Here is a 19602-nt window from a genome sequence, read left to right on the forward strand (position 1 = left end):
CGCGAAGCGGGGTGTCCCTCCATCGGTAGCTTGTTTTTGTAGAAACGGTATAACCAGCGCTAAAGTTCGTCTATTAGATTTTCGATTCGCTCAGCCAGGAGGGGATGGTTGATTTGTTCAATCAGTCTTTGAGCCTGGAAATAAAATAGTCTTGCTCGCCCTTTTTGGTTGAGATTAGCGTAGGTTGAGCCAACGTTGAGCAAGGTGTTAATCCGTCCAGGGCGATCGCCCAGCTTCCGCTGAATCTGCAAAGCAGCGCTATAAAACTCTAGTGCTTGCTGAGGTTGGTTCAACACGCCGCAGGTGCAGCCCATGTTGTCAAGGGTGTTTGCCTGTCCGAGACAGTCGCCCAACTCTTTTTGCGTTAGAAGTACCTGGTGATAGAGCAGCAATGCCTGATTCGGCTGACCTAAGTCTCGGTAGACAGAAGCAATGTTGCCGAGAGTGGTAGCCTCTCCCTGACGATTGCCTGCTATCTGCTGCGCTAAAAGCGCCTGCTGGAAATGCTCCATTGCTTGGGGGAGCTTACCCAGTGCAATGTAGGTGAAGCCGATGTTGTTGAGCGTAGCAGCCTCACCGGGGCGATCGCCCAGCTTTTGACGAGTTGGCAAAACTTGATGATAGAGCAGGAGCGATCGCTTGGGTTCACCCAGACGCGTATAAACTAGGGCAATGTCGTTTAGCGTTGCTGCTTCGCCCTGCCAATCGCCCAGTTTTCTAAAGATTGGGAGTGCCCGATTGAAGTACTCAACGGCTTGCTGCAGTTTACCTAACTGGCTGTAGGCAGAGCCAATGTTGCTTAGCGTAATTGCTTCTCCGCGACTGTTGCTCAATTCTTGAGTGATGGCAAGGGCTTGCTTAAAACAATCTAGCGCTTGAAGGGGCTGCCAGCATTGAATGTGGGCTAAACCCATGTCATTAAAAGTGTTGCCTTCTCGCAGGCGATCGGGAATGTTTTGGGCCAGGGTCAGGTTTTGTTTTAGCAGTGCCAGATACTCATGATGTTGACCGCGTCTGTAAAGACTGGCGGCTTCGCTGCGGCGCTGTTCCCATTCCTGTAAGTTTCGTGATTGAGTCATGAGTGTGAGTCAAATGTGTTGATGGTGCTTATGACTGCCCTGGGTTAATTTACATCTAGCCAGAATTTCTCAAGTCCTTGAGAAACTAATATCTGCCTCTGGGTAGATGCGGTTCCACGAAAATACCACATCTGCTGGGCAAATGTGGCGAAAAGTTAATGATTCTAAAGAAATGGTTAACGGCTGCAGCGGTTTTCTAGTCTGCTAAAGACAGCGCACCAAATTGTTCCTAAGTTGTGATTTGCGCTTTGAGTGCATGGAAGGACGCTAAGTGGGACTGCCCAGGGATGTTAATTGAGACTCAATTTGAGCAGAGTCAAGCGATCGCCCAATGAAAACCAGTCGGGTTTCTCTAGGTTCTTCCGGTTGCCAGGGGCGATCGTAAAACTGCTCAAACCTTGCGCCTACGCCTTGCAGTACCATTCGCATTGGTTTCTCAGGAACGGCGACGAATCCTTTAATGCGATAAATTTCCTGCTGCTCAACCAGTGCTTTTAGTCGTTCCTGTAGTGCTTTGGGGTCAAAAGCTTGATTCCAAACGAGATGAGTAGAAGTGATTTCATCGTCGTGTTCGTGTTCCTCTTCCTCATCGTGGTGGCTGGGGCGAGTTTCCAGATTGTCTTCCACTGCTGCGTTGAAGCCGAGGAGAATGCTGGGATCTAGCTGACCGCGATCGCTCCTCACAATCTTCACGGCTCTGGGCACTTCCTGCTGAATCAACGATAAAACTTTCGTCACCGTACACTCGTCTACCAAATCGGTTTTGTTGAGTGCCACTAAGTCAGCGCAGGCAAGCTGGTCTTCAAATAGTTCCTGCAAAGGCGTTTCATGATCCAGGCTTTCATCTGCCTGACGCTGAGCAGTGAGTGCCTCCAAGTCATGCGCTAACGTTCCATTTGCCACTGCTTCACAATCGACCACCGTAATTACTCCATCCACTGTGGCGGCATTGCGAATTTCCTGCCAACGGAAGGCTTTGACGAGTGGCTTAGGCAGCGCTAAACCGGACGTTTCGATCAGAATGCAGTCCAGGCTATCTCGCCGTTTCAGCAATTCCAACATCGTCGGTAAAAATTCTTCCTGGACGGTGCAGCAGAGACAGCCGTTGGTGAGTTCGATGATGTTAGGGGATTGGGGGTTGGGGGGAAGATTTGCTGCTGTCTCGTTTTCAGCAGCTTCGGTAGGTTCGGGGCAGGGGCAGGCGCGGAGGATATCGCCGTCGATGCCGAGTTCGCCAAATTCATTGACTAGAACAGCGATGCGGCGACCCTGATTGTTTTGCAGCAGGTGCCGAATCAGCGTGGTTTTGCCGCTGCCAAGGAATCCGGTAATGATCGTGACGGGAATTTTTGCAGCCATGCGAGAAAATCCAGCGATGCAGAGAACGCTCCCCATTGTCGCAGAATCTCGGAGGGGATTACACAATGGAGAGAGGGGCGAGGCAGTTCCCCTTTTTGCGCGATCGCTTTTACATCGCTTTCAGAATGTCGACAGCAGGGATACGAATTCATGGATGAAGCTTGGGTTAACTCTCTATTGCAAGATCTGAAAAATCCAGATGAGCCAGTTCGCCAGCAGGCAACTCAGGAGCTTTGGCAACTCTGGTTTCAACAAAAAGGAGTCTATGGGCTGGAACTGCTGGGCCGCAGTCAGGCATTAATGGAAGCAGGGTTAATGGAGCAAGCAGAGGCTTTATTAACCGAAATTATTCAGGCTCAACCCGACTTTGCTGAAGCCTGGAATCGTCGGGCAGTTTTGTACTACGTTCAGCAGCAATATCGAAAGTCTTTAGCGGACTGTCAGCAGGCAGTTGAACTCAACTCAGTTCACTTCGGCGCACTGCACGGAATGGGGCTCTGCTATGCCGCATTAGGAGAATATAGCGAGGCAATCTGGGCATTTCGTAAAGCCCTAGAAATTCAGCCCTATTCTCTAGAAAATCAAAAACTCATTTTGGAATGTACAGCACGTTTAAGTTAGTTTTAGTTGGAGTTTGATATATCTTGCTTTGAATTGTGTACAGACGTGGTTCACTGCATCTGTATAAGCTCTTCGTGATGGCTAATTCTCCTGTTGAGGCATAGCAAAGGCTTATTAGCAGGCGAAAATGCCCAAAAAAATATGGCTATGGGAATCAACATTAGAGTTTTTACGACCAACTACAAATTTCATCAAATGTCCAAGTATCTAAACCTAGTCCAGGAAGCGTTTAGCCAACATTTAGATGAGATTGAAAAGGTATATGAGGAAGAAATATCGCGAGAAATGGAAGAGGAGGAATACTACTTCCTCAAAGACCATTACACAGATAAGTTTATTGAGATGGAGCGCGACCTTCCCGACCTTCTCCTCTCAAGTTTTGTCATAACTTGGTATTCATTTGTAGAGCAGCAACTTGAAGATATTTGTAAAAGTTTCGAAACAGATATCTCTGCACCTGAGAATATTAAGCATGATAAAGGTATTAGAAGGTCAAGAAAGATTTTATTGACAATAGCTAAATATGAGATTAACTCTGCTGATTGGCAAGAGTTAGTCAAGATTGGAGGATTACGCAACCTGCTTGTGCATACTGGAAACAGGCTTAATGGTAGTCTTTTTAGATCGACTGGGAAAGAAATATCGCTCGTAAGTGAGGTTGGAAACACATACTATTTCTCAATAGAGCCGTCTTTTCTCAGCTATCTAAAAAAACACAAATTACTTGAGCATACAGGATTTTCTTTGAATATCTTTCCAACTTTTAGCTATTGTGATTACCTTGTTGAATTTGGTAGATCACTATTAATTAGATTGTATTCTGATCTTGACATCAAGTAACTTTAGAATTATGAGCAAAACGCCTTTTGAGGAGTCTCAAAATTCTGATGATGAGCTTCTAACTGAGTACTATTTTGATTACAAGAAGGCAAAACCCAATCGCTTTGCTGCTCGCGATGGAGAGCAAGTCTTAAAGGTTGTAGTTTTGGACGAAGACGTTGCTAAAGTTTTTACAACACCGGAATCAGTTAATAAAGTGCTGAGAGCATTAATTGAGACGATGCCACAAGTCACGATTGCGACACAGCTTAATAGTTCTAGTACAGCAGACTGACGAATCTTGTATTTGAAGGTCTAAATAATGTCTGTAGACAAAATGCATCCACAACAGCAAGATTTTCAGTACTCAAGAAGTTGGCAGTATGGACTCACCTAGCGGAAATGCAACGATTGTTTGTATAGAACAAGGATGAGCGATCGCAGATATCCACACTACGCTTAGATTGGCTTGGTAGACTAAGGACATTGATTGGGCTAAGTTGACCTATGTCCATCGCGATCGACCAACCAGTACAACAGAAGCCACTCAGCTTTGATGAGTTTCTCGCCCATTATGGTGACGATAACCGCTATGAACTGATCGATGGAGAGGTTTTCAACTTGGAACCAACAGGTTTGCATGAAGAAGTCGCAGCCTTCATTACAACAAAGCTTTGTGTCCAAACGATACAGCAAACTTACCCTGGTTTGTCCTTCAGCGAGGGCTATTACGCCCTTCTAACACAGGCGTGACAGCATTTCGACCTGATGTTGCAGTTATCAATCGAGATGAACTGAACAACAAACCGCTTTGGTTTGATCAGTCGATCCTAACGTTGGGTAGTTCGATCAAATTTGTAGCAGAAGTTGTAAGTAGCAACTGGCAAAATGATTATGCCCGCAAGGTCGAGGATTACGCCGTTTTAGGAATTCCCGAATATTGGATTGCAGACTATGCAGGGTTAGGAGGGACTCGACACATTGGAAAACCCAAACAACCTACTCTCTCTGTCTGTACGCTAGTCAATGGAGAGTATGAAATCCAGCAGTTTCGAGGCAGTCAAACCATCGTCTCTTTAACCTTTCCAGGTTTAAAACTGACCGCCGAGCAGGTATTGAGGGCTAGCAGGTAAAACTGCCAGGATTAGGTAATTCGGATTAGATATTGGGCTGTTTACCGTTCTGCCTCTCGTAGCCTAAATAGTTAGCTATTAATCGGTTGGAATCAGTTGAGTAACCCACCGATCGCCCCTTTCCCCATCTCCTGCTTGAAGCTGAGCTACACGCCAGGTTTTACCCTCAACTTGGCGTTGCAAATACACCTCAAATGGGTTTTCTCGCTGGGTTACGCGGTGGTTGGGAAACTTCAAAGTTAGATCATAGGTACCCTGAACTCGGTAAGACACCAGATCTTGAATTTTGAGGGGTTGGCGTTTGGTAATATGAACGCGATCGACCTCAAACTCAGGTGTTTGAGAGGAACTGGAATATAGCTGCTGAGTTAACGCTTGCTGGGTTTGGCTCACCTGAATGGCGATCGCCTGCTTCACTAGTGTCTGATTTGGACCTGCGCCGATGCCACAACCGCTGAGCAGCACCACCATCACGATCGCTATGATTGCTCGTATAGCTAACATTTTGCCTTTTCCCATTGCCTCACCGTCCAAAGTTTACCGCTGATTTACCTTAAAACGATGACTAACAAGAGTCTGAATCTGGGCGATCGCCTCTACGACTATTTACTCGCAGTTTCGCTGCGAGAACCGGAGATCTTGCTAAAGCTGCGAGAAGAAACAGCCCGCCATCCGATGAGTCAGATGCAGATTGCGCCAGAGCAAGGACAATTTATGTCGCTGTTGGTGCAGTTGATGGGGGCGACAAAGACTCTGGAAGTCGGCGTATTTACAGGCTATAGCGCTTTGTCTGTGGCGCTGGCGTTGCCGGAAAATGGGCAGGTTGTCGCTTGTGACGTGAGTGAGGAGTTTACGGCGATTGCCCGTCGCTATTGGGAAATGGCGGGAGTCACAGACAAAATCGATCTGCGAATTGCGCCAGCGGTTGAAACGCTAGATCAGCTTCTGGCTGAGGGGCAGGCAGAAACCTTTGATTTTGCGTTTATTGATGCCGATAAAAGCAACTACGAAACCTACTATGAGCGGGCGTTGCAGCTTGTACGTCCGGGGGGGCTAATCTTGATTGACAACGTGTTGTGGTCTGGACGAGTGGCGGATGGTCAGGTGCAGGATACGCGAACTGAAGCCATTCGTGCGTTTAATCGGAAACTGCATGAAGATCAGCGGGTGACCCTAAGTATGGTGGCGATCGCCGATGGCTTAACCCTTGCCCTGAAGCGCCCCTAGTAGGGTGTGTTAGGTAAAGCCGTAACGCACCATCCTCAAGAATTAATGCGTTACGCTGTCGCTAACGCATCCTACAAAGATGAAGCTATAGAAATTGAGATATGTCGTTACGACAAGCGATCGCCTTTTACCTAGAAGATATTGAAACCATTCCAGGAAGAGTTGTTAACCTGGTTATCACTGGATTGGTGCTAATTTCTTCGGCAATCTTTGTTGCAGAAACTTACCCAATTTCGGCTTCCGCTCGTTCAATCCTGGATGCGATTGATACGGGAATTTTGATTGTCTTTGCAGTGGAATATTTGCTGCGGTTTTGGTGTGCTGAGAAAAAGATTCGTTATGTTTTCAGCCTTTATTCCATCATTGACCTTTTAGCAATTTTGCCATTTTTTATACCTGGAGTGGATATCAAATTTATTCGAATTTTTCGCTGGTTCCGAATCTTACGATTAATTAGGTTCGTTGAAGGAAGAACCAAATTTGGCTACATCAGCGGTGAAGATAGCATTATTGTCACCCGAATTTTATTCACGCTTTTTGCCATCATCTTTGTCTACTCTGGCATCATCTATCAAGTTGAGCATCCGGTTAATCCAGAAGACTTTGCCACTTTTTTGGATGCATTTTATTTCTCAGTCGCAACGATGACAACAGTTGGCTTTGGTGATGTCACACCCATTTCTGAAGTAGGACGACTGCTTACCGTATTAATGATTTTGACAGGTATTGCTCTGATTCCCTGGCAGTTAGGTGATTTGATTAAACAACTGCTTAGCACGACCAAACAGATGGAGTTTCTTTGCCCTGGATGTGGGCTTGACTCTCATGATACGGATGCTCAGTTTTGTAAAATCTGCGGTACGGAGTTAAGGAACATTTGCAAAATTTAGCTATTAATTTTTTGTTTTACGATCCGAATGCTTTCCCATGCAGGAAGTTGTCCGGCTCTACGTTGGTCAATCAGCACAAAGAAAGCAAAAAGATTAAATGCTTCGCTGCTTTTGCTTAAATACTCACGGCTCAGTTCTTCACACTCGCGACGGGTGGGTTTTTGAGTCGGTAACAAACCTCGACTTTTTGCTGCTTTGTCGTGAGCTTCTGAAATCAGTTTAGACAGCACAGAAGTGAGCAGGGTATAAGCTCGAAATTGACTTAAGTCATAGTCGCGTTGTGCTATGAAATCATAGTTGAGACTGCGGGTGCGATCGCCCACCAACTTAATCAAATCCAGCAAATCTTGCTCTAGTGGAATTGTGGGATGGAAACTAAAATCAGACTCAAAGTCAATGATGCGAGAACGAGCAAACTCCAAGTCAAGGTTAAGGTCGAAGTCGCTGTGCGCCGTGAAGCCAAGTGCCTGATATAGCAAGTTGAGTGGGCTAGAGGCAGGGAGCGTTTTATCAGGAGGGTGATCGAGGGCACGATCCAACTCTTCAATGAGGAAGCGATCGCTCTCCACTAATTCTGCCAGTGCCTTATACCAGCGTTGCCACTGAATGGGGGCAATGCCGGTGATGAGTTGGCGATCGCCCGCGTTACACCAGCAGCCAATTTGTTTTGCTTGGAGTGGATGCTCCTGCACTTCAATTTGTTTAGGCAATCGAAACCTAGCTTCCCCTACAAATATAGAAGAACTGCCCTCCAAAAATGTATCCCCAATTGGGCTGGAGCGCTGCGTCAGCCACTCACAAAACTCTTCTGCATCGCTAGCTCGAATACCCGTAATCGGACTCATTGCACTGCCAGGTAAAAACTTTGCTGTTTGCCAGTGGTCAGGCTGGCAGCTTTCTCCCGACTGACTCTTCTCATCAATAAAAAGCTGATACTCCGCACAGGTGACGTAGCTCGTGTCGATTTCAGTCAGGTCATCCATTCGCAGCAGCTTGTTTAAACGGCGCGATAGTTTTACCTCCGCTGCCAGCTTAAAGATTTCTGCGTCCGCAGATTCCAGCCCTTTTTCTAAGGTGTCTTCTAGCTGTCGTCGCACGTCTGGTTGCACACTTAACCCTTCTTCCAGGCAGTCATAAGCTAGCGTTAACGAAACCACACTAGGCTGGTCAAGCGCTGCCCAGATCAGGTTGCTGGCATCCTCTTGTGCGGCATAGAGGCGAATCGTTTCATCCCACCAGGGATCATCAATATTACGGGTGAGCAAAAACTCTTGCTTTGATTCCTTAATCTGAGCGGCGGCCAGATATTCCTGAAAACTCTTGTGGACAAACTCATACACATCAGGCTGGCGTCGCACCAGCAAACCACTGATATTTTCAATTTGCTCTAAAAAGTCCTCTGGATCTGCGTCGTAGCCTGCAACCGTCACCAACTTTTCGCGAATCAGTAAACATCCGGTTACTTTCTTAAATTCGCGAGTTTTCTTCTGCATTCGCTTTAGCGCCAGAACTTGCAGCACCAGTTTTTTCTGGGCAGCGGTCAAGGATTCAACGATGCCTTTTGCATCTTGTCTACGTCCCAGCAGCACATCACAGATTTCTGCATAGAGTTCGACCCGTCGCCCTGGGAGTGCGCCTTGATAACAGTGAACCGTTGCAATCATTGTCAGCAGCAACGGATTCAGTGCCATCGCTGCTAGAGCCGGATTGTATTTGATGCGGCTAAACAGATCACCTGCTTGCTGTTGTGCCATCTGCCGTACACCGGGGTCGTCCTTTCCCAGACGGCGCATGATCTCGTTTTGCAAATACCAGTTGTTGATAAATTGCTCGACCTGCTTCAGCGTAAAGGGCTGCACTTCAGCCACCAGCCCAATGTGACGAAGCGGAGCGCTGCGATAGCCAAACGGACGAGAAGTAACGATAAATGCATTGGTGGGATAGCTGAGCATCTGCTCGTCAACCCAGCGGCTCACCTGATGCCGCCGAGCGCTGTCTGCGACCTCATCCAAGCCGTCGAGTAAAACTAAACACTTACCCTGTCGCAGTCTCGACTCAAACCAATCAGCAGGTGGGTTGAGTTTCTGGACGGCGTTTTGCTGCTGAATCAGTGTCGTCAGTGTGGGTGGAACTTCGACCAAATCTGCACCAGTTCTGTCCAGGAAGAGGGCTTCTTGAACGTCTCGCAAATAAAGCAGAATGGGAATTAACGCTGGAGCCTTGGGATGCTGGCGAGTCTGCGCTTTTTGGGCATAGATGAGCGTCAAATGTTCTAGCAGTGTGCTTTTGCCAGAACCAGGCGGACCCAGGACAACAATTCGCTTGAAGGTAGATTGTTCGGTTAGCTTGGCAAGAAAATCCCAAATTTCCAGGCTTTCTGTCGCATGACGAACTGGAATCATGGCAGAAGAAACCTTATCGGTCGTCTCTGGAGCAAGTTGAAGGGGTACAAACACTTTCTCCAGATTTAGAGCAAACGGACCTTTGGTTTTCAGTCCTTGGGTCCGAAAGTCACGTAGGGCGTAAATCAGGCTTTGATAGTAGCGGCTCTGGAAGTTGGACAGTAAGGTTAGGGCAAATTGATCTGCTGTTCTAATCACCCATTGGGCGGAGTCAGCTCCTCGCTGAGCTGCCGCTTCTTCGAGCGTTTCCATAAACTTGCCGCTGAATTTAGCCCAGAGTGACAGACATGCGGTGATAGAGGAGAGGGCGATCGCCTGTGTCCATTCCTGGTTTAAGGCATAGTGTAGCGTTGCCCCCGCCCCAATTCCTGAAGGAACCCACTTAATCAGTGTTTGAGTAATCCTTTGCATCCGCTATGCTGACCCTACACGTCTGCATACGAGTGTAGGCGATCGCCCTTCAGATGTTGGTGTTTAGCCCATGCGAGTAAGCGCTGCGATTTTGGTGAGTTTATCTGCTCCTAATCCCTCCAGTTCGTCTAGATGCAGCAAGCCTTCTCTCACTAAAGTAGCGAAGACAAAAATTAAAACAGAGTATCTGTAATCATATTTGCCATCTATCTCATGTCTTTTGGCACTCAAAAAATCATGGAGATGCCAGATGTCATCCTGGGTTTCGATCGCACTCGCTTTTTCTCGGACTCCCTTTATCAAAGCATCAATTTCTCGCTCGTAGGCTCTTTTGAAAGCCGCTTGAGCAACTTCCTTTTCAGTCTTAGACCACTCGGTATCACTCACTTGCATCATTAACCCTAAAAAATCAAAATTTTATGATGGAGTACCGCTTGCAAAAGCACTCTTATGTGTTTATGGAAACTCACTTCTAAATTGAAGCTAGCCTTTTTACGCTTACCTTAAATCCTGATGCCTGGTTGCCTGACAAAACTCCAAAAACCATTGATATAACGTGGGTTGGGTGAAGCAAATCGGAACCCAACAGAGTCTAGGCAAGCGTTGGGTTTCATGTTGTTCCACCCAACCTACATTTGATACTTTAGGACATGCAATCGTCAGGGGCGAACGGTCATTCGCCCCTACCCGAAACTTCTTGGTTTTAACCTAGCGGACTAGATTCAACAGTTCTTTAGGAGATGCTAATAAGTCGATCGCCACAAAGAAGATTTTGCCATCGGGATTGAGCAAGAACCGCCAAGCCATGTTCATGCCTACAGCCGCACCAAACCAGGGAGTTTGCACCTTACCTGTCACTTTTATCTGGGTATAACCGTCTTCTGCGGGTTCAGCCACACCTCGTTCGGGGATGAGTTTGAGGTTCTGGCATTCCTCATTAAAGAATCGAAGAACAGCATCTTTACCGACAATGGGTCTTTGGAAGGGAGGTTGCAGAGCGCCATCGGGAGCAAATAGTTCAATCAGCGCTTTAAAGTCATTAGCGTTGAGATTATCCATGTAGCTCAACACAGTGGGATTGGTCACGCCTTCAATGTTGACTGGAGTTCTGGCAGACTTTTCCTTTGGAGCCACAACAGGTTCAGATACTCTGGTGTAATCGTCTAGCTTGCTTGGGTCAAATCCCATATCGATCACAGCGTTGCGTAAGACGGTAATCTGTTGACCTTGGTCGAGTTCTCTCACGGCTTGCAGTACTGCGGAAGCATTAGCAGAGAGCTGGTAGCCCGCTGGAATTGGAGCCACAATTCCTTGATCCATCCAAACACCAAGCTGATACCAAAACCCTAGCTTGATGTTTGGAGACCACATGCCATAGGCACGGCAAATTGGGGTATCAGCCTGGTTTGCTAGGTCACACATGACCTGCGTTTGTTCTTCAAAAGTCATTTGCCGAATTTGATTCAGGGTTGCTTCTGCAAATTGCATACTGGCAGCACCCGGAGCAGCAACAGTAATTGTTTTGCCCATTTCGAGGTAAGCAAACCATGTCCATGCCAGTTGATCCTCGGCACTAAGCTGCTTAAATCTAGCAATTGTGGCGGGTACTGCATCAGCAGACAAGGTATTTGGGAAAATACTGCGCGCTGAATCAATAGTAAATGGCATCTTTAAAGACCTACCTTACTGGATTTGCAATTAGTGGAAAGAACAGAGAAGCTCTTGAGCTGTGCAGCTTTCTTTGTTTGTTACAAAGTATCACGAAATTGTTACGAAATTTAACAAATATTTACTTTTTTCTTGAGGAAGGAGCAGTTGCCGCGATCGCGCCTCCTCTTCCAAAAGCTGAAACAGTTGATAAATAAAGCTTTTTCTCTAATCGAAGAATGGAGAAATAAATTTCGAGAGGCTTCCCTATGTCTCCCATGATCTAGGGCTGCTATAGAATGTCGTCGAAGGAGAGGTGCAAAGCTCAGTTTCTTAACCTGAGAATCGATTCTGCTGATTCACAGCTTGAGGAAAGGAGGCGATCGCAATCGTTGTAGTCCGATCGGGTATGACGATAGAAGATTACCTGAACTATAGCGATGACACTGACCGCCGCTATAAACTGGTCGATGTTAACAATAGTGACTGTACTGGAATGGGTAGACGGGCTGTATGAAGAACAGATCTACCAGGGCAGTGATCGAATTGTTTCCCCTCGCTTTCCCGAATTACACCTGACCGCAGCACAGATCTTAAGTGCAGGACGGTAGAGTTCGTGTTGAGTTAGAAACTCATGAGTTTTTATGATTAAGGCTAAATCTCGATGAATCAGCAAACTACCTGAAGATTTACAGTGTTTTGAGAAGCCACTCAGTAAAGCATAGTCAGCTTGAAAATTAGTAAATCTGCTGTGGAAAAATGCAGATAACCGTGAAGAATTCAAAAACTACCTTGACCTTAACCTAATTGTTCAACTAAGTTATGCTGAAAGTGATGAACCTTTGAATTTTTAAACAAAGGTCGTAAAGTCTTTACAGCAATCACAGGATTGTATCTCACTTAACACTTTTGCGGTATGCATTTGCCGAGAGCTAGATAGCTCGTTGAATGAGGGTTGCATTACCTGTCAAATTGTGAACGTGAATAAAGCTGCCGTAGTTTACGTCAGTGGGTTGCAAAATAGTCCTTCAAGCGATCGCTTTTTGATCGCTGCAACTTTGTGTTGTCGCTACTATTTCAATTTTAGTGAGGCAAAAATTCCCTTGATTTGAGCATCAGCAAAGTCGATATTTGAGGGAAACGAAAATAGTGCATCACCAATCTATTTCTACCTTTTATATCGGTAGATTATCGTCATAGATAAATCATCATTCCCCCTTGATGAGCAAAACTGAAATTGTGGTGCAAGAGCCAAATTATCTCGTTTAAAGACTTTGGAAAAAGGTGCTCATTGTGCTTGGAAATGAGTGCTGTTTAGTTTTGCGAGATGACTCCCGATAGTTATCCACCTGTAGTTTTTTAGAGTTGATTCATGTTACAGAAGATAGCGAGACATAGCCCCAAAAAGAAGACATATCAAGCTGATTTGAAGCGTTCTAGTCGCTCATCGTTACAAGTCATTTTGACTGTTCCTTTTGTCGTACAGCTTTTTCTAGCCGTCAGTGCAGTAGGTTACCTTTCGTTTCTTAATGGACGAGCATCGGTTAATAACTTGGTGGGTCAGTTACAGGATGAGGTTAGCGATCGCGTTTCTACTCACCTGGACGGATACCTCAGCATTCCCCACAAAATCAATGGAACAAACCTGGATGCGATCGCCGTTGGGCAAATTAACCTTGATGACCCGATCGGTACAGGACGGTTGTTTTGGCGGCAACTAGACGTGTTTAACGTCCGCTACATCAACTTTGGTGGAGTCGAAGGGAACTTTATCGGGGCGGGTCTTTACACAGACGGATATAACATCGAAGTCATTAGTGACTCAACCGAAGGGGCACTTTACACTTATGAAACCGATGACGAGGGTAACCCCACTGAAATCGAAGAAATTCTGCCTCCTGGTGAATACGATCCACGCGATTATCCCTGGTATCAAGACCCTGTTGCTGCCCGTACCTCAGTTTGGAGCGAAATTTATCTTTGGGAAGACTATCCTGAATTTATCTCCATTGCTGCGAGTGTTCCTGTTTTCACTTCAGGTAGTGAGCTGGTAGGTGTTTTGGGAGTAGATCTGCTGCTGTCTGATATCAGCGAGTTTCTGAACGAGATTGACATTACACAGTCAGGATCAATTTTCATTCTGGAGCGTGATGGCTCTCTGGTCGCTAGTTCTAACTTGGAGCAACCTTATACCCTGATAAATGAATCCGGGGAACGGTTGCAACTGGACACGACTCCTGACCAGGGCATTCAAGGGATCGGAACGGCTCTGCTGGAAAACTTCGGTGATTTGAATCAGATTGAGGAAAGTGAGCGACTCATTGCCGAGGTAGAAGGCGATCGCCAGTTTGTGATGGTGAGACCGTGGCAAGACCAGTATGGCTTAGACTGGCTAATTGTCGTGGCGGTGCCTGAGGCTGACTTCATGGCACAAATTAACGCCAACACCAGACTCACGATTCTCCTCTGCTCTTTTGCTTTGGGTGTTGCTGTCCTAGTCAGCTACATCACAGCGCGTGGAATCACACAACCTATCTTGCGTCTTAACCGGGCCGCGAAAGATATTGCCAATGGAGACTGGGAACAAACAGTCGATATTGAACGCTCAGACGAAGTTGGAGAATTGGCAACATCCTTTGACAGCATGTCAAACCAACTCAAGTTCGCATTTGAGACGCTAGAACAACGGGTAGAAGACCGTACCCTTGAGCTTGCAGAGTCAAATCAACAACTGGCAATAGCGAAAGATAAAGCTGAGGTGGCAAATGAAGCCAAGAGCTTATTTCTGACAAAAATGAGTCATGAGCTTCGTACTCCGTTAAACGGTATTTTAGGATACGCACAAATCATCAAGCGGGATTTAGAGCAATCACGTAGCTTTAATCCGGATGCAAGAGAAGGTCAAATTCAAGGCTTAGAAGCTATTTCATATAGTGGTTTTCATCTTCTAGGATTAATTGATGACATTCTCGGTTTCTCCAAAATTGAATCTCAAACTCTAACACTGGAGCCAAGTGAGTTTAACTTTTCTAATTTTCTTCAAGATGTCATTCACATTATTCGCGGCAATGCAGTTGAGAAGAACTTGCCGATTAATCTTGAAGAACACGGAAATTTACCAACTCAAGTCTATGCCGATCAAAAACGACTGCAACAAGTTTTACTCAACCTATTGGGAAATGCCGTCAAATTTACAAATCAAGGTTCTGTAAAGCTGCGAGTTAGCAGGCTCGACCCAGAAAATCTCGCGACCGATGTTGAAACTGCTACTGTTCAGTTTGCAGTCATTGACACAGGAGTAGGAATCAGTCCAGATCACCTTGAGAGAATCTTCGAGCCATTTGAACAGGTCGGAGATCTTCGGCAGCGAACGGCGGGAACGGGATTAGGACTGTCGATTAGCAAAGAACTCGTCGAACTAATGGGTGGAGATCTTCGTGTCCAAAGTGAGCTGGGTCAAGGCTCAGTATTTGAATTTAATCTAAAGCTTCCATTGATGCGTACAGTTGCAATGCCAACAACTCCACCAGCAGCCGAAGATGCTGTTGAAACAATAAACACCGTCTCCCAAGTAGATCAAAACACGGTCACTCCAACGCAAGAGAACTCCAGAGGTGATTTCCTAAATAATGTCAATCAAATCATTGGCTACAAAGGAACCCGCCGCAAGCTCTTGATCGCAGACGATAATGAAACAAACCGCTTGGTATTGCTAAATATGCTGAAACCCCTTGGGTTTGAGTTACTTTTAGCAAAAGATGGAGCTGAGGCACTATCCATCATTTCCCATACCAAGCCTGACTTGCTGCTGCTGGATCTATATATGCCTGTCCACACTGGAATAACAGTGGTTCAAAGTCTAAGAGAGGATCTGGAAACCCAGAATATTCCTGTGATCATTGTGACAGCCAGCAACTTTACCATTACCAAAAATACTGTCCTGAAGCGAGGCTCTGATGCCCTGTTGACCAAACCTGTTAGCCTGGAAAAACTGCTAGCTCTACTAGAAAAATATCTGGAGCTAGAGTGGATTTTTAATGAGGTTGCGTCAGACCTGCATAATTTGCTTCCGTATCGCTAACCTTAATACCCATGTTTAGCGTTGCTTAATCTAAGCATAAACTTGAGTGGAAGCACAGCACTTTCACTCAAGTCTATATTCAAAGTTAGCAACACTAAAGTATCTTACGTTCCTGTCATTTGCTCTACTGCTATTGTGCTTCTAGTAGGTGCAAAACTTCCTGGGCCTCTGCCGCTCGTCCTTCCTGGTGGAGCAAGTCGGCAAAGGCTCTGTAGTCTCTAGCAATCCTTTCTACAAAAGCTTGCTGCTGTGCTGGAGGAAAATTCTGTAAATCAGCTCGAATTGCTTCTCGAACTGTGACGGACTGCTGATAATGGTCGATGGCTGGCTCCACTTGATTTTGCAGTACAAATAGGTGAGCAATGCTAGCGAGGTTCATTCCTTCCATCGTGCGATCGCCTACTTCTCTGATGATGCTTAACGCCTGCTGATAATGGTCCAATGCATTCTGATACTGTCCTGCATTGCGGTAAGTCAGTCCAATGTTGTTGAGGATTGTTCCTTCGTTAGCGCGATCGCCTGCTTGCCTGGTAATGCTTAACGCCTGCTGATAATCACTCAATGCCTGTGCATACTCTCCTAAGCGATCGTGAGCCAGTCCAATGTTGTTGAGGGTGATGCTTTCACCCGCGCGATCGCCTACTTCCCTGGTAATGCTTAACGCCTGCTGATAATGGTTCAGCGCTTGTGCATATTCTTCCAGGTTGCTGTGGGCCAGGCCAATATTGTTGAGCGTGATGCCTTCTCCGGTGCGATCGCCCACTTCCCTGGTAATGCTTAACGCCTGCTGGTAATAGTTCAGCGCTTGTGTATGCTCTCCTAAGGTGCTGGAGACCAATCCAAGATTGTTGAGGGTAATGCTTTGTTCAATCACTCCTCCTACTTCCTCGGCAGCGCTTAGTGCCTGCTGGTAGTAGTTCAGCGCTTGGGTGTACTCCCCTAAGTTGCCGTAAATCAACCCGATGGTGTTGAGGGTCGCTCCTTCTTCAGCGCGATCGCCAAGGCTTTGATAAACAGCAACGGCTTGCTCTAGAGATGCTATAGCAGCTTGAAACTGTCCCGCTTCATATTGCTGAGTGCCTTGTTCAAAGAGGCGATCGGCTTGGGTCCGGCTTGCAGGGGTGGAAGTGGTCTGTGCTGTAGCTAAGGAAATGGCAAACGGGCCTTCTAATAGTAATGGGTTAGCAAAAGAAAGCCATAGTGCTGCTGTGGAGAGACAAAAACATTGAACAAGACGCATAGAGAGTTCACTTTATAAAGTGAGTGACAGAGTAGTAATAGTTAGTCACAGATCTTGATTGCTTTTATAGCAATCCTGGATCTATAGCAACCCTAAAATAGGTTGTGAGAAATGCATCCCGCAGGAGTGCGCTTCTCACAATCTGATTATCTTACAACTGATTTAGGACTGCTATAGAAGCAGGATAGGTTCCTGAATTCTGCAGCGACTAGCTAATTTGCGATCGCTTATTCCAAACGTCGTAACACTGCGATCGATCGCGCCACAACAGGCACCGTTTGATCACCTGTAAAGATCCGCTGCTCTTGCACAAAGCGAGGCTCTTTTGTGTCAATGTCTACCGTCCACTGATCATTCTGAAAATCGGCAGGCAAGCTAAACTCAAGCGTTTCATAATGGGCATTAAAGAATAACAAGAAACTGTCGTCGCTAACCCTTTGACCCTGACGGCCAGGACTAGGAATTCGATGTCCATTGAGAAAAACAGCAACTGACTTGGCATAGCCAATATCCCATTGCTCTTGCGTCATCTCACCCCCATCAGGGTTATGCCAGCTAATATCTGTCACGCCCGTCCCGTGAATTGCTTGCCCTTGAAACCACTTACGCCGACGGAAAACGGGATGTTGTCGCCGAAAATAAACCAACTCCCGGCAAAAGTTCAGCAGGTCTTCGTTGGATTCCTGTAAGTCCCAGTGCAGCCAGGAGATTTCATTATCCTGGCAATAAGCATTGTTATTTCCTCGTTGAGTGCGTCCCAATTCATCCCCACTTAGCAACATAGGAATTCCTTGTGACAGCATCAATGTAACTAGAAAGTTTCGTCGCTGACGTTCTCGTAGATCCAGCACTTCTGGGTCATCCGTTTCGCCCTCTACACCACAGTTCCAAGAGCGGTTATGGCTTTCACCATCCCGGCTTTCTTCCCCATTTTCCTCATTGTGTTTGTCGTTATAGCTAACTAAATCATTCAACGTAAAACCATCGTGAGCCGTGACAAAATTAATGCTGGCATTAGGCTGCCGTCCATTCATTTGGAAATATAGGTCGGGGCTACCCGTTAACCGATAGGCAAACTCACCCAGAGTGCTGTCTTCACCTCGCCAAAAGTCGCGGACTGTGTCTCGATACTTGCCATTCCACTCTGACCAGTTCACTGGAAAGTTGCCAACCTGATAGCCGCCTGTTCCAACGTCCCACGGTTCTGCAATCAGTTTCACCCCTGCCAAGACCGGATCTTGGTGAATCAAGTCAAAAAAGGCTGACAGGCTGTTGACCTCGTACAACTCACGCGCTAAGGCAGAAGCCAAGTCAAACCGGAAGCCATCCACATGCATCTCTGAAACCCAGTAGCGCAAGCTATCCATGATTAGCTTCAACACTTGAGGGTGACGCATATAAAGTGAATTACCGCATCCAGTAAAATCCATATAGTAGCGAGCATCACCTTCGACCAAACGGTAATAGTTGACATTGTCAACGCCTCGCAAGGATATGGTCGGACCGAGGTGATTGCCTTCTCCTGTATGGTTATACACCACATCTAAAATCACTTCGATTCCGGCCCGGTGCAGTGCTTTGACCATTTCCTTAAACTCACCGACCTGCTCTCCTAACACGCCGCTAGAACTGTAGCCAGCGTAAGGTGCAAAGTAGTTAATCGAGTCGTAACCCCAGTAATTTCGCAGTTTTTTGTCAACTAGATGCCCCGGCCGAGAGAGGAAGTGATGAATTGGCATTAGCTCGACCGCAGTAACCCCCAACCGCTGAAGATGTTCGATCGCCACTGGATGGGCTAATCCTGCGTAGGTGCCCCGTAACTCTTCTGGGATATCAGGATGCAATTTGGTGAAACCCTTAACATGCATTTCATAAATGATGGTTTCATGCCAGGGAGTTCTCAGCAACCTGTCTCCTTCCCAGTCGAAAGTTTCATTCACCACTACCGACTTGGGCATCAAAGTAACACTATCTAGCTCTGAAAATGATAAATCTTCGTCAGGGCTATTCCAGTCGTAGCCAAACAGCGCGGGTCCATTTCCTACTTCGCCATCAATTGCTTTTGCGTAGGGGTCAATTAACAGCTTGTTAGGATTAAAGCGATACCCTTCACTGGGTGCATGGGAGCCATGTACTCGATATCCATAACGTTGACCTGGACCAATCCCAGGCAAATAGCAGTGCCAAACGAAGTTACTGACTTCGGTAAGAGAAACTCGTGTTTCCTCATCATCTTTGTCAAACAGACATAGCTCAACGCCCGTCGCGTTTTCTGAAAAGAGAGCAAAGTTTGTACCTTTTTCATCCCAATATGCGCCCAGAGGATAGACATCACCTGGCCAAACCGCTACGTGCATAAATAGGCTCCAATTAAATCTACTGTTAGGGTGAACTGAACTTGAAGGTCTGATTAACTGATTCTGATTAATCGATATAGAGCGGCTGAGAAATAATTAAAGCATTGCCTTTTACACTTCACCTCTCATTTTTTCAATACATCTATCTTTGGGAAGGGTTTTTTACTGAAGCAATTTGTCATCTACAATTTCACATTTTTAATCTCATAATCTAATCGCCTATGTAAAGTAGCGTACATTTGATTGGGCAGAAATTTTGGCATTGTTCTTAGGGTAAAGGATAGAGCAAAAGTTTGTTCTATAACTATTGTCATAAAGTGCCACGGGGTTCAAAAC

At 46.3% G+C, this 19602-nt stretch carries 15 protein-coding genes and 1 pseudogene; 8 read left to right on the forward strand and 8 right to left on the reverse strand.

Annotation, left to right across the window (positions count from 1 at the left end):
* Nucleotides 1–59: 59 nt before the first annotated feature.
* Both H6G00_RS28050 and cobW read right to left on the reverse strand, forming a co-directional pair.
* On the reverse strand, nucleotides 60–1079 hold the full coding sequence (locus H6G00_RS28050) for a tetratricopeptide repeat protein (protein ID WP_190642013.1): 1020 nt from the start codon (nucleotides 1077–1079) through the stop codon (nucleotides 60–62).
* 267 nt (nucleotides 1080–1346) lie between these two features.
* Nucleotides 1347–2438, reverse strand: a complete 1092-nt coding sequence (gene cobW / locus H6G00_RS28055) for a cobalamin biosynthesis protein CobW (RefSeq protein ID WP_190799246.1) — start codon at nucleotides 2436–2438, stop codon at nucleotides 1347–1349.
* Nucleotides 2439–2588: 150 nt separating this feature from the next.
* Here cobW and H6G00_RS28060 point away from each other — a divergent pair, with 150 nt between their 5' ends.
* From H6G00_RS28060 to H6G00_RS28075, 4 genes and pseudogenes are all read left to right on the forward strand, one after another.
* Nucleotides 2589–3059, forward strand: a complete 471-nt coding sequence (locus H6G00_RS28060) for a tetratricopeptide repeat protein (RefSeq protein ID WP_190642055.1) — start codon at nucleotides 2589–2591, stop codon at nucleotides 3057–3059.
* 93 nt (nucleotides 3060–3152) lie between these two features.
* Complete coding sequence (locus H6G00_RS28065; RefSeq protein WP_190799247.1) at nucleotides 3153–3899, forward strand: hypothetical protein; 747 nt, start codon at nucleotides 3153–3155, stop codon at nucleotides 3897–3899.
* Nucleotides 3900–3909: 10 nt separating this feature from the next.
* Nucleotides 3910–4173 carry a hypothetical protein gene (locus H6G00_RS28070; protein ID WP_190799248.1) on the forward strand — a complete coding sequence of 88 codons (264 nt, stop codon included), beginning with the start codon at nucleotides 3910–3912 and terminating at the stop codon, nucleotides 4171–4173.
* Between the two features lie 212 nt (nucleotides 4174–4385).
* Nucleotides 4386–5011 (forward strand): annotated as a pseudogene (locus tag H6G00_RS28075) (Uma2 family endonuclease).
* Nucleotides 5012–5089: 78 nt separating this feature from the next.
* Here the strand turns inward: H6G00_RS28075 and H6G00_RS28080 are convergent.
* Nucleotides 5090–5530 carry a hypothetical protein gene (locus H6G00_RS28080; RefSeq protein WP_199318760.1) on the reverse strand — a complete coding sequence of 147 codons (441 nt, stop codon included), beginning with the start codon at nucleotides 5528–5530 and terminating at the stop codon, nucleotides 5090–5092.
* 42 nt (nucleotides 5531–5572) lie between these two features.
* On the opposite strand from H6G00_RS28080, the gene H6G00_RS28085 reads away from it, so the two are divergent.
* Nucleotides 5573–6238 carry a class I SAM-dependent methyltransferase gene (locus H6G00_RS28085; RefSeq protein WP_190799249.1) on the forward strand — a complete coding sequence of 222 codons (666 nt, stop codon included), beginning with the start codon at nucleotides 5573–5575 and terminating at the stop codon, nucleotides 6236–6238.
* Between the two features lie 101 nt (nucleotides 6239–6339).
* On the forward strand, nucleotides 6340–7128 hold the full coding sequence (locus H6G00_RS28090; protein WP_190799250.1) for an ion transporter: 789 nt from the start codon (nucleotides 6340–6342) through the stop codon (nucleotides 7126–7128).
* Here the strand turns inward: H6G00_RS28090 and H6G00_RS28095 are convergent.
* From H6G00_RS28095 to H6G00_RS28105, 3 genes are all read right to left on the reverse strand, one after another.
* On the reverse strand, nucleotides 7125–9941 hold the full coding sequence (locus tag H6G00_RS28095) for an NACHT domain-containing protein (RefSeq protein WP_190799251.1): 2817 nt from the start codon (nucleotides 9939–9941) through the stop codon (nucleotides 7125–7127). The genes H6G00_RS28090 and H6G00_RS28095 overlap by 4 nt on opposite strands.
* Before the next feature lie 63 nt (nucleotides 9942–10004).
* Nucleotides 10005–10334 (reverse strand): hypothetical protein, encoded by a 330-nt coding sequence (locus H6G00_RS28100; RefSeq protein ID WP_277881989.1) that lies wholly within the window; start codon nucleotides 10332–10334, stop codon nucleotides 10005–10007.
* A 315-nt stretch (nucleotides 10335–10649) separates the two neighbouring features.
* A complete protein-coding gene (locus H6G00_RS28105) occupies nucleotides 10650–11609 on the reverse strand; it encodes an orange carotenoid-binding protein (protein ID WP_190683582.1) in 960 nt (319 codons plus the stop codon).
* Between the two features lie 419 nt (nucleotides 11610–12028).
* Here H6G00_RS28105 and H6G00_RS28110 point away from each other — a divergent pair, with 419 nt between their 5' ends.
* The gene (locus H6G00_RS28110) at nucleotides 12029–12199 is read left to right on the forward strand and encodes a hypothetical protein (RefSeq protein ID WP_190799253.1); all 171 of its coding nucleotides are present in this window, start codon (nucleotides 12029–12031) and stop codon (nucleotides 12197–12199) included.
* A 761-nt stretch (nucleotides 12200–12960) separates the two neighbouring features.
* Nucleotides 12961–15669: a hybrid sensor histidine kinase/response regulator gene (locus tag H6G00_RS28115; RefSeq protein WP_190799254.1), complete on the forward strand. Its 2709-nt coding sequence runs from the start codon at nucleotides 12961–12963 to the stop codon at nucleotides 15667–15669.
* A gap of 130 nt (nucleotides 15670–15799) precedes the next feature.
* Here H6G00_RS28115 and H6G00_RS28120 read toward each other — a convergent pair whose 3' ends face one another.
* Together H6G00_RS28120 and glgX are read right to left on the reverse strand one after the other, a co-directional pair.
* Entirely contained in the window at nucleotides 15800–16909 is a 1110-nt protein-coding gene (locus tag H6G00_RS28120; RefSeq protein ID WP_190799255.1) for a tetratricopeptide repeat protein, read from the reverse strand.
* Between the two features lie 227 nt (nucleotides 16910–17136).
* Complete coding sequence (gene glgX / locus H6G00_RS28125) at nucleotides 17137–19266, reverse strand: glycogen debranching protein GlgX (protein ID WP_190799256.1); 2130 nt, start codon at nucleotides 19264–19266, stop codon at nucleotides 17137–17139.
* Nucleotides 19267–19602 lie beyond the last annotated feature (336 nt).

The sequence above is a fragment of the Leptolyngbya sp. FACHB-541 genome (genome assembly GCF_014695875.1).
Taxonomy (GTDB): domain Bacteria; phylum Cyanobacteriota; class Cyanobacteriia; order Elainellales; family Elainellaceae; genus JAAUTN01.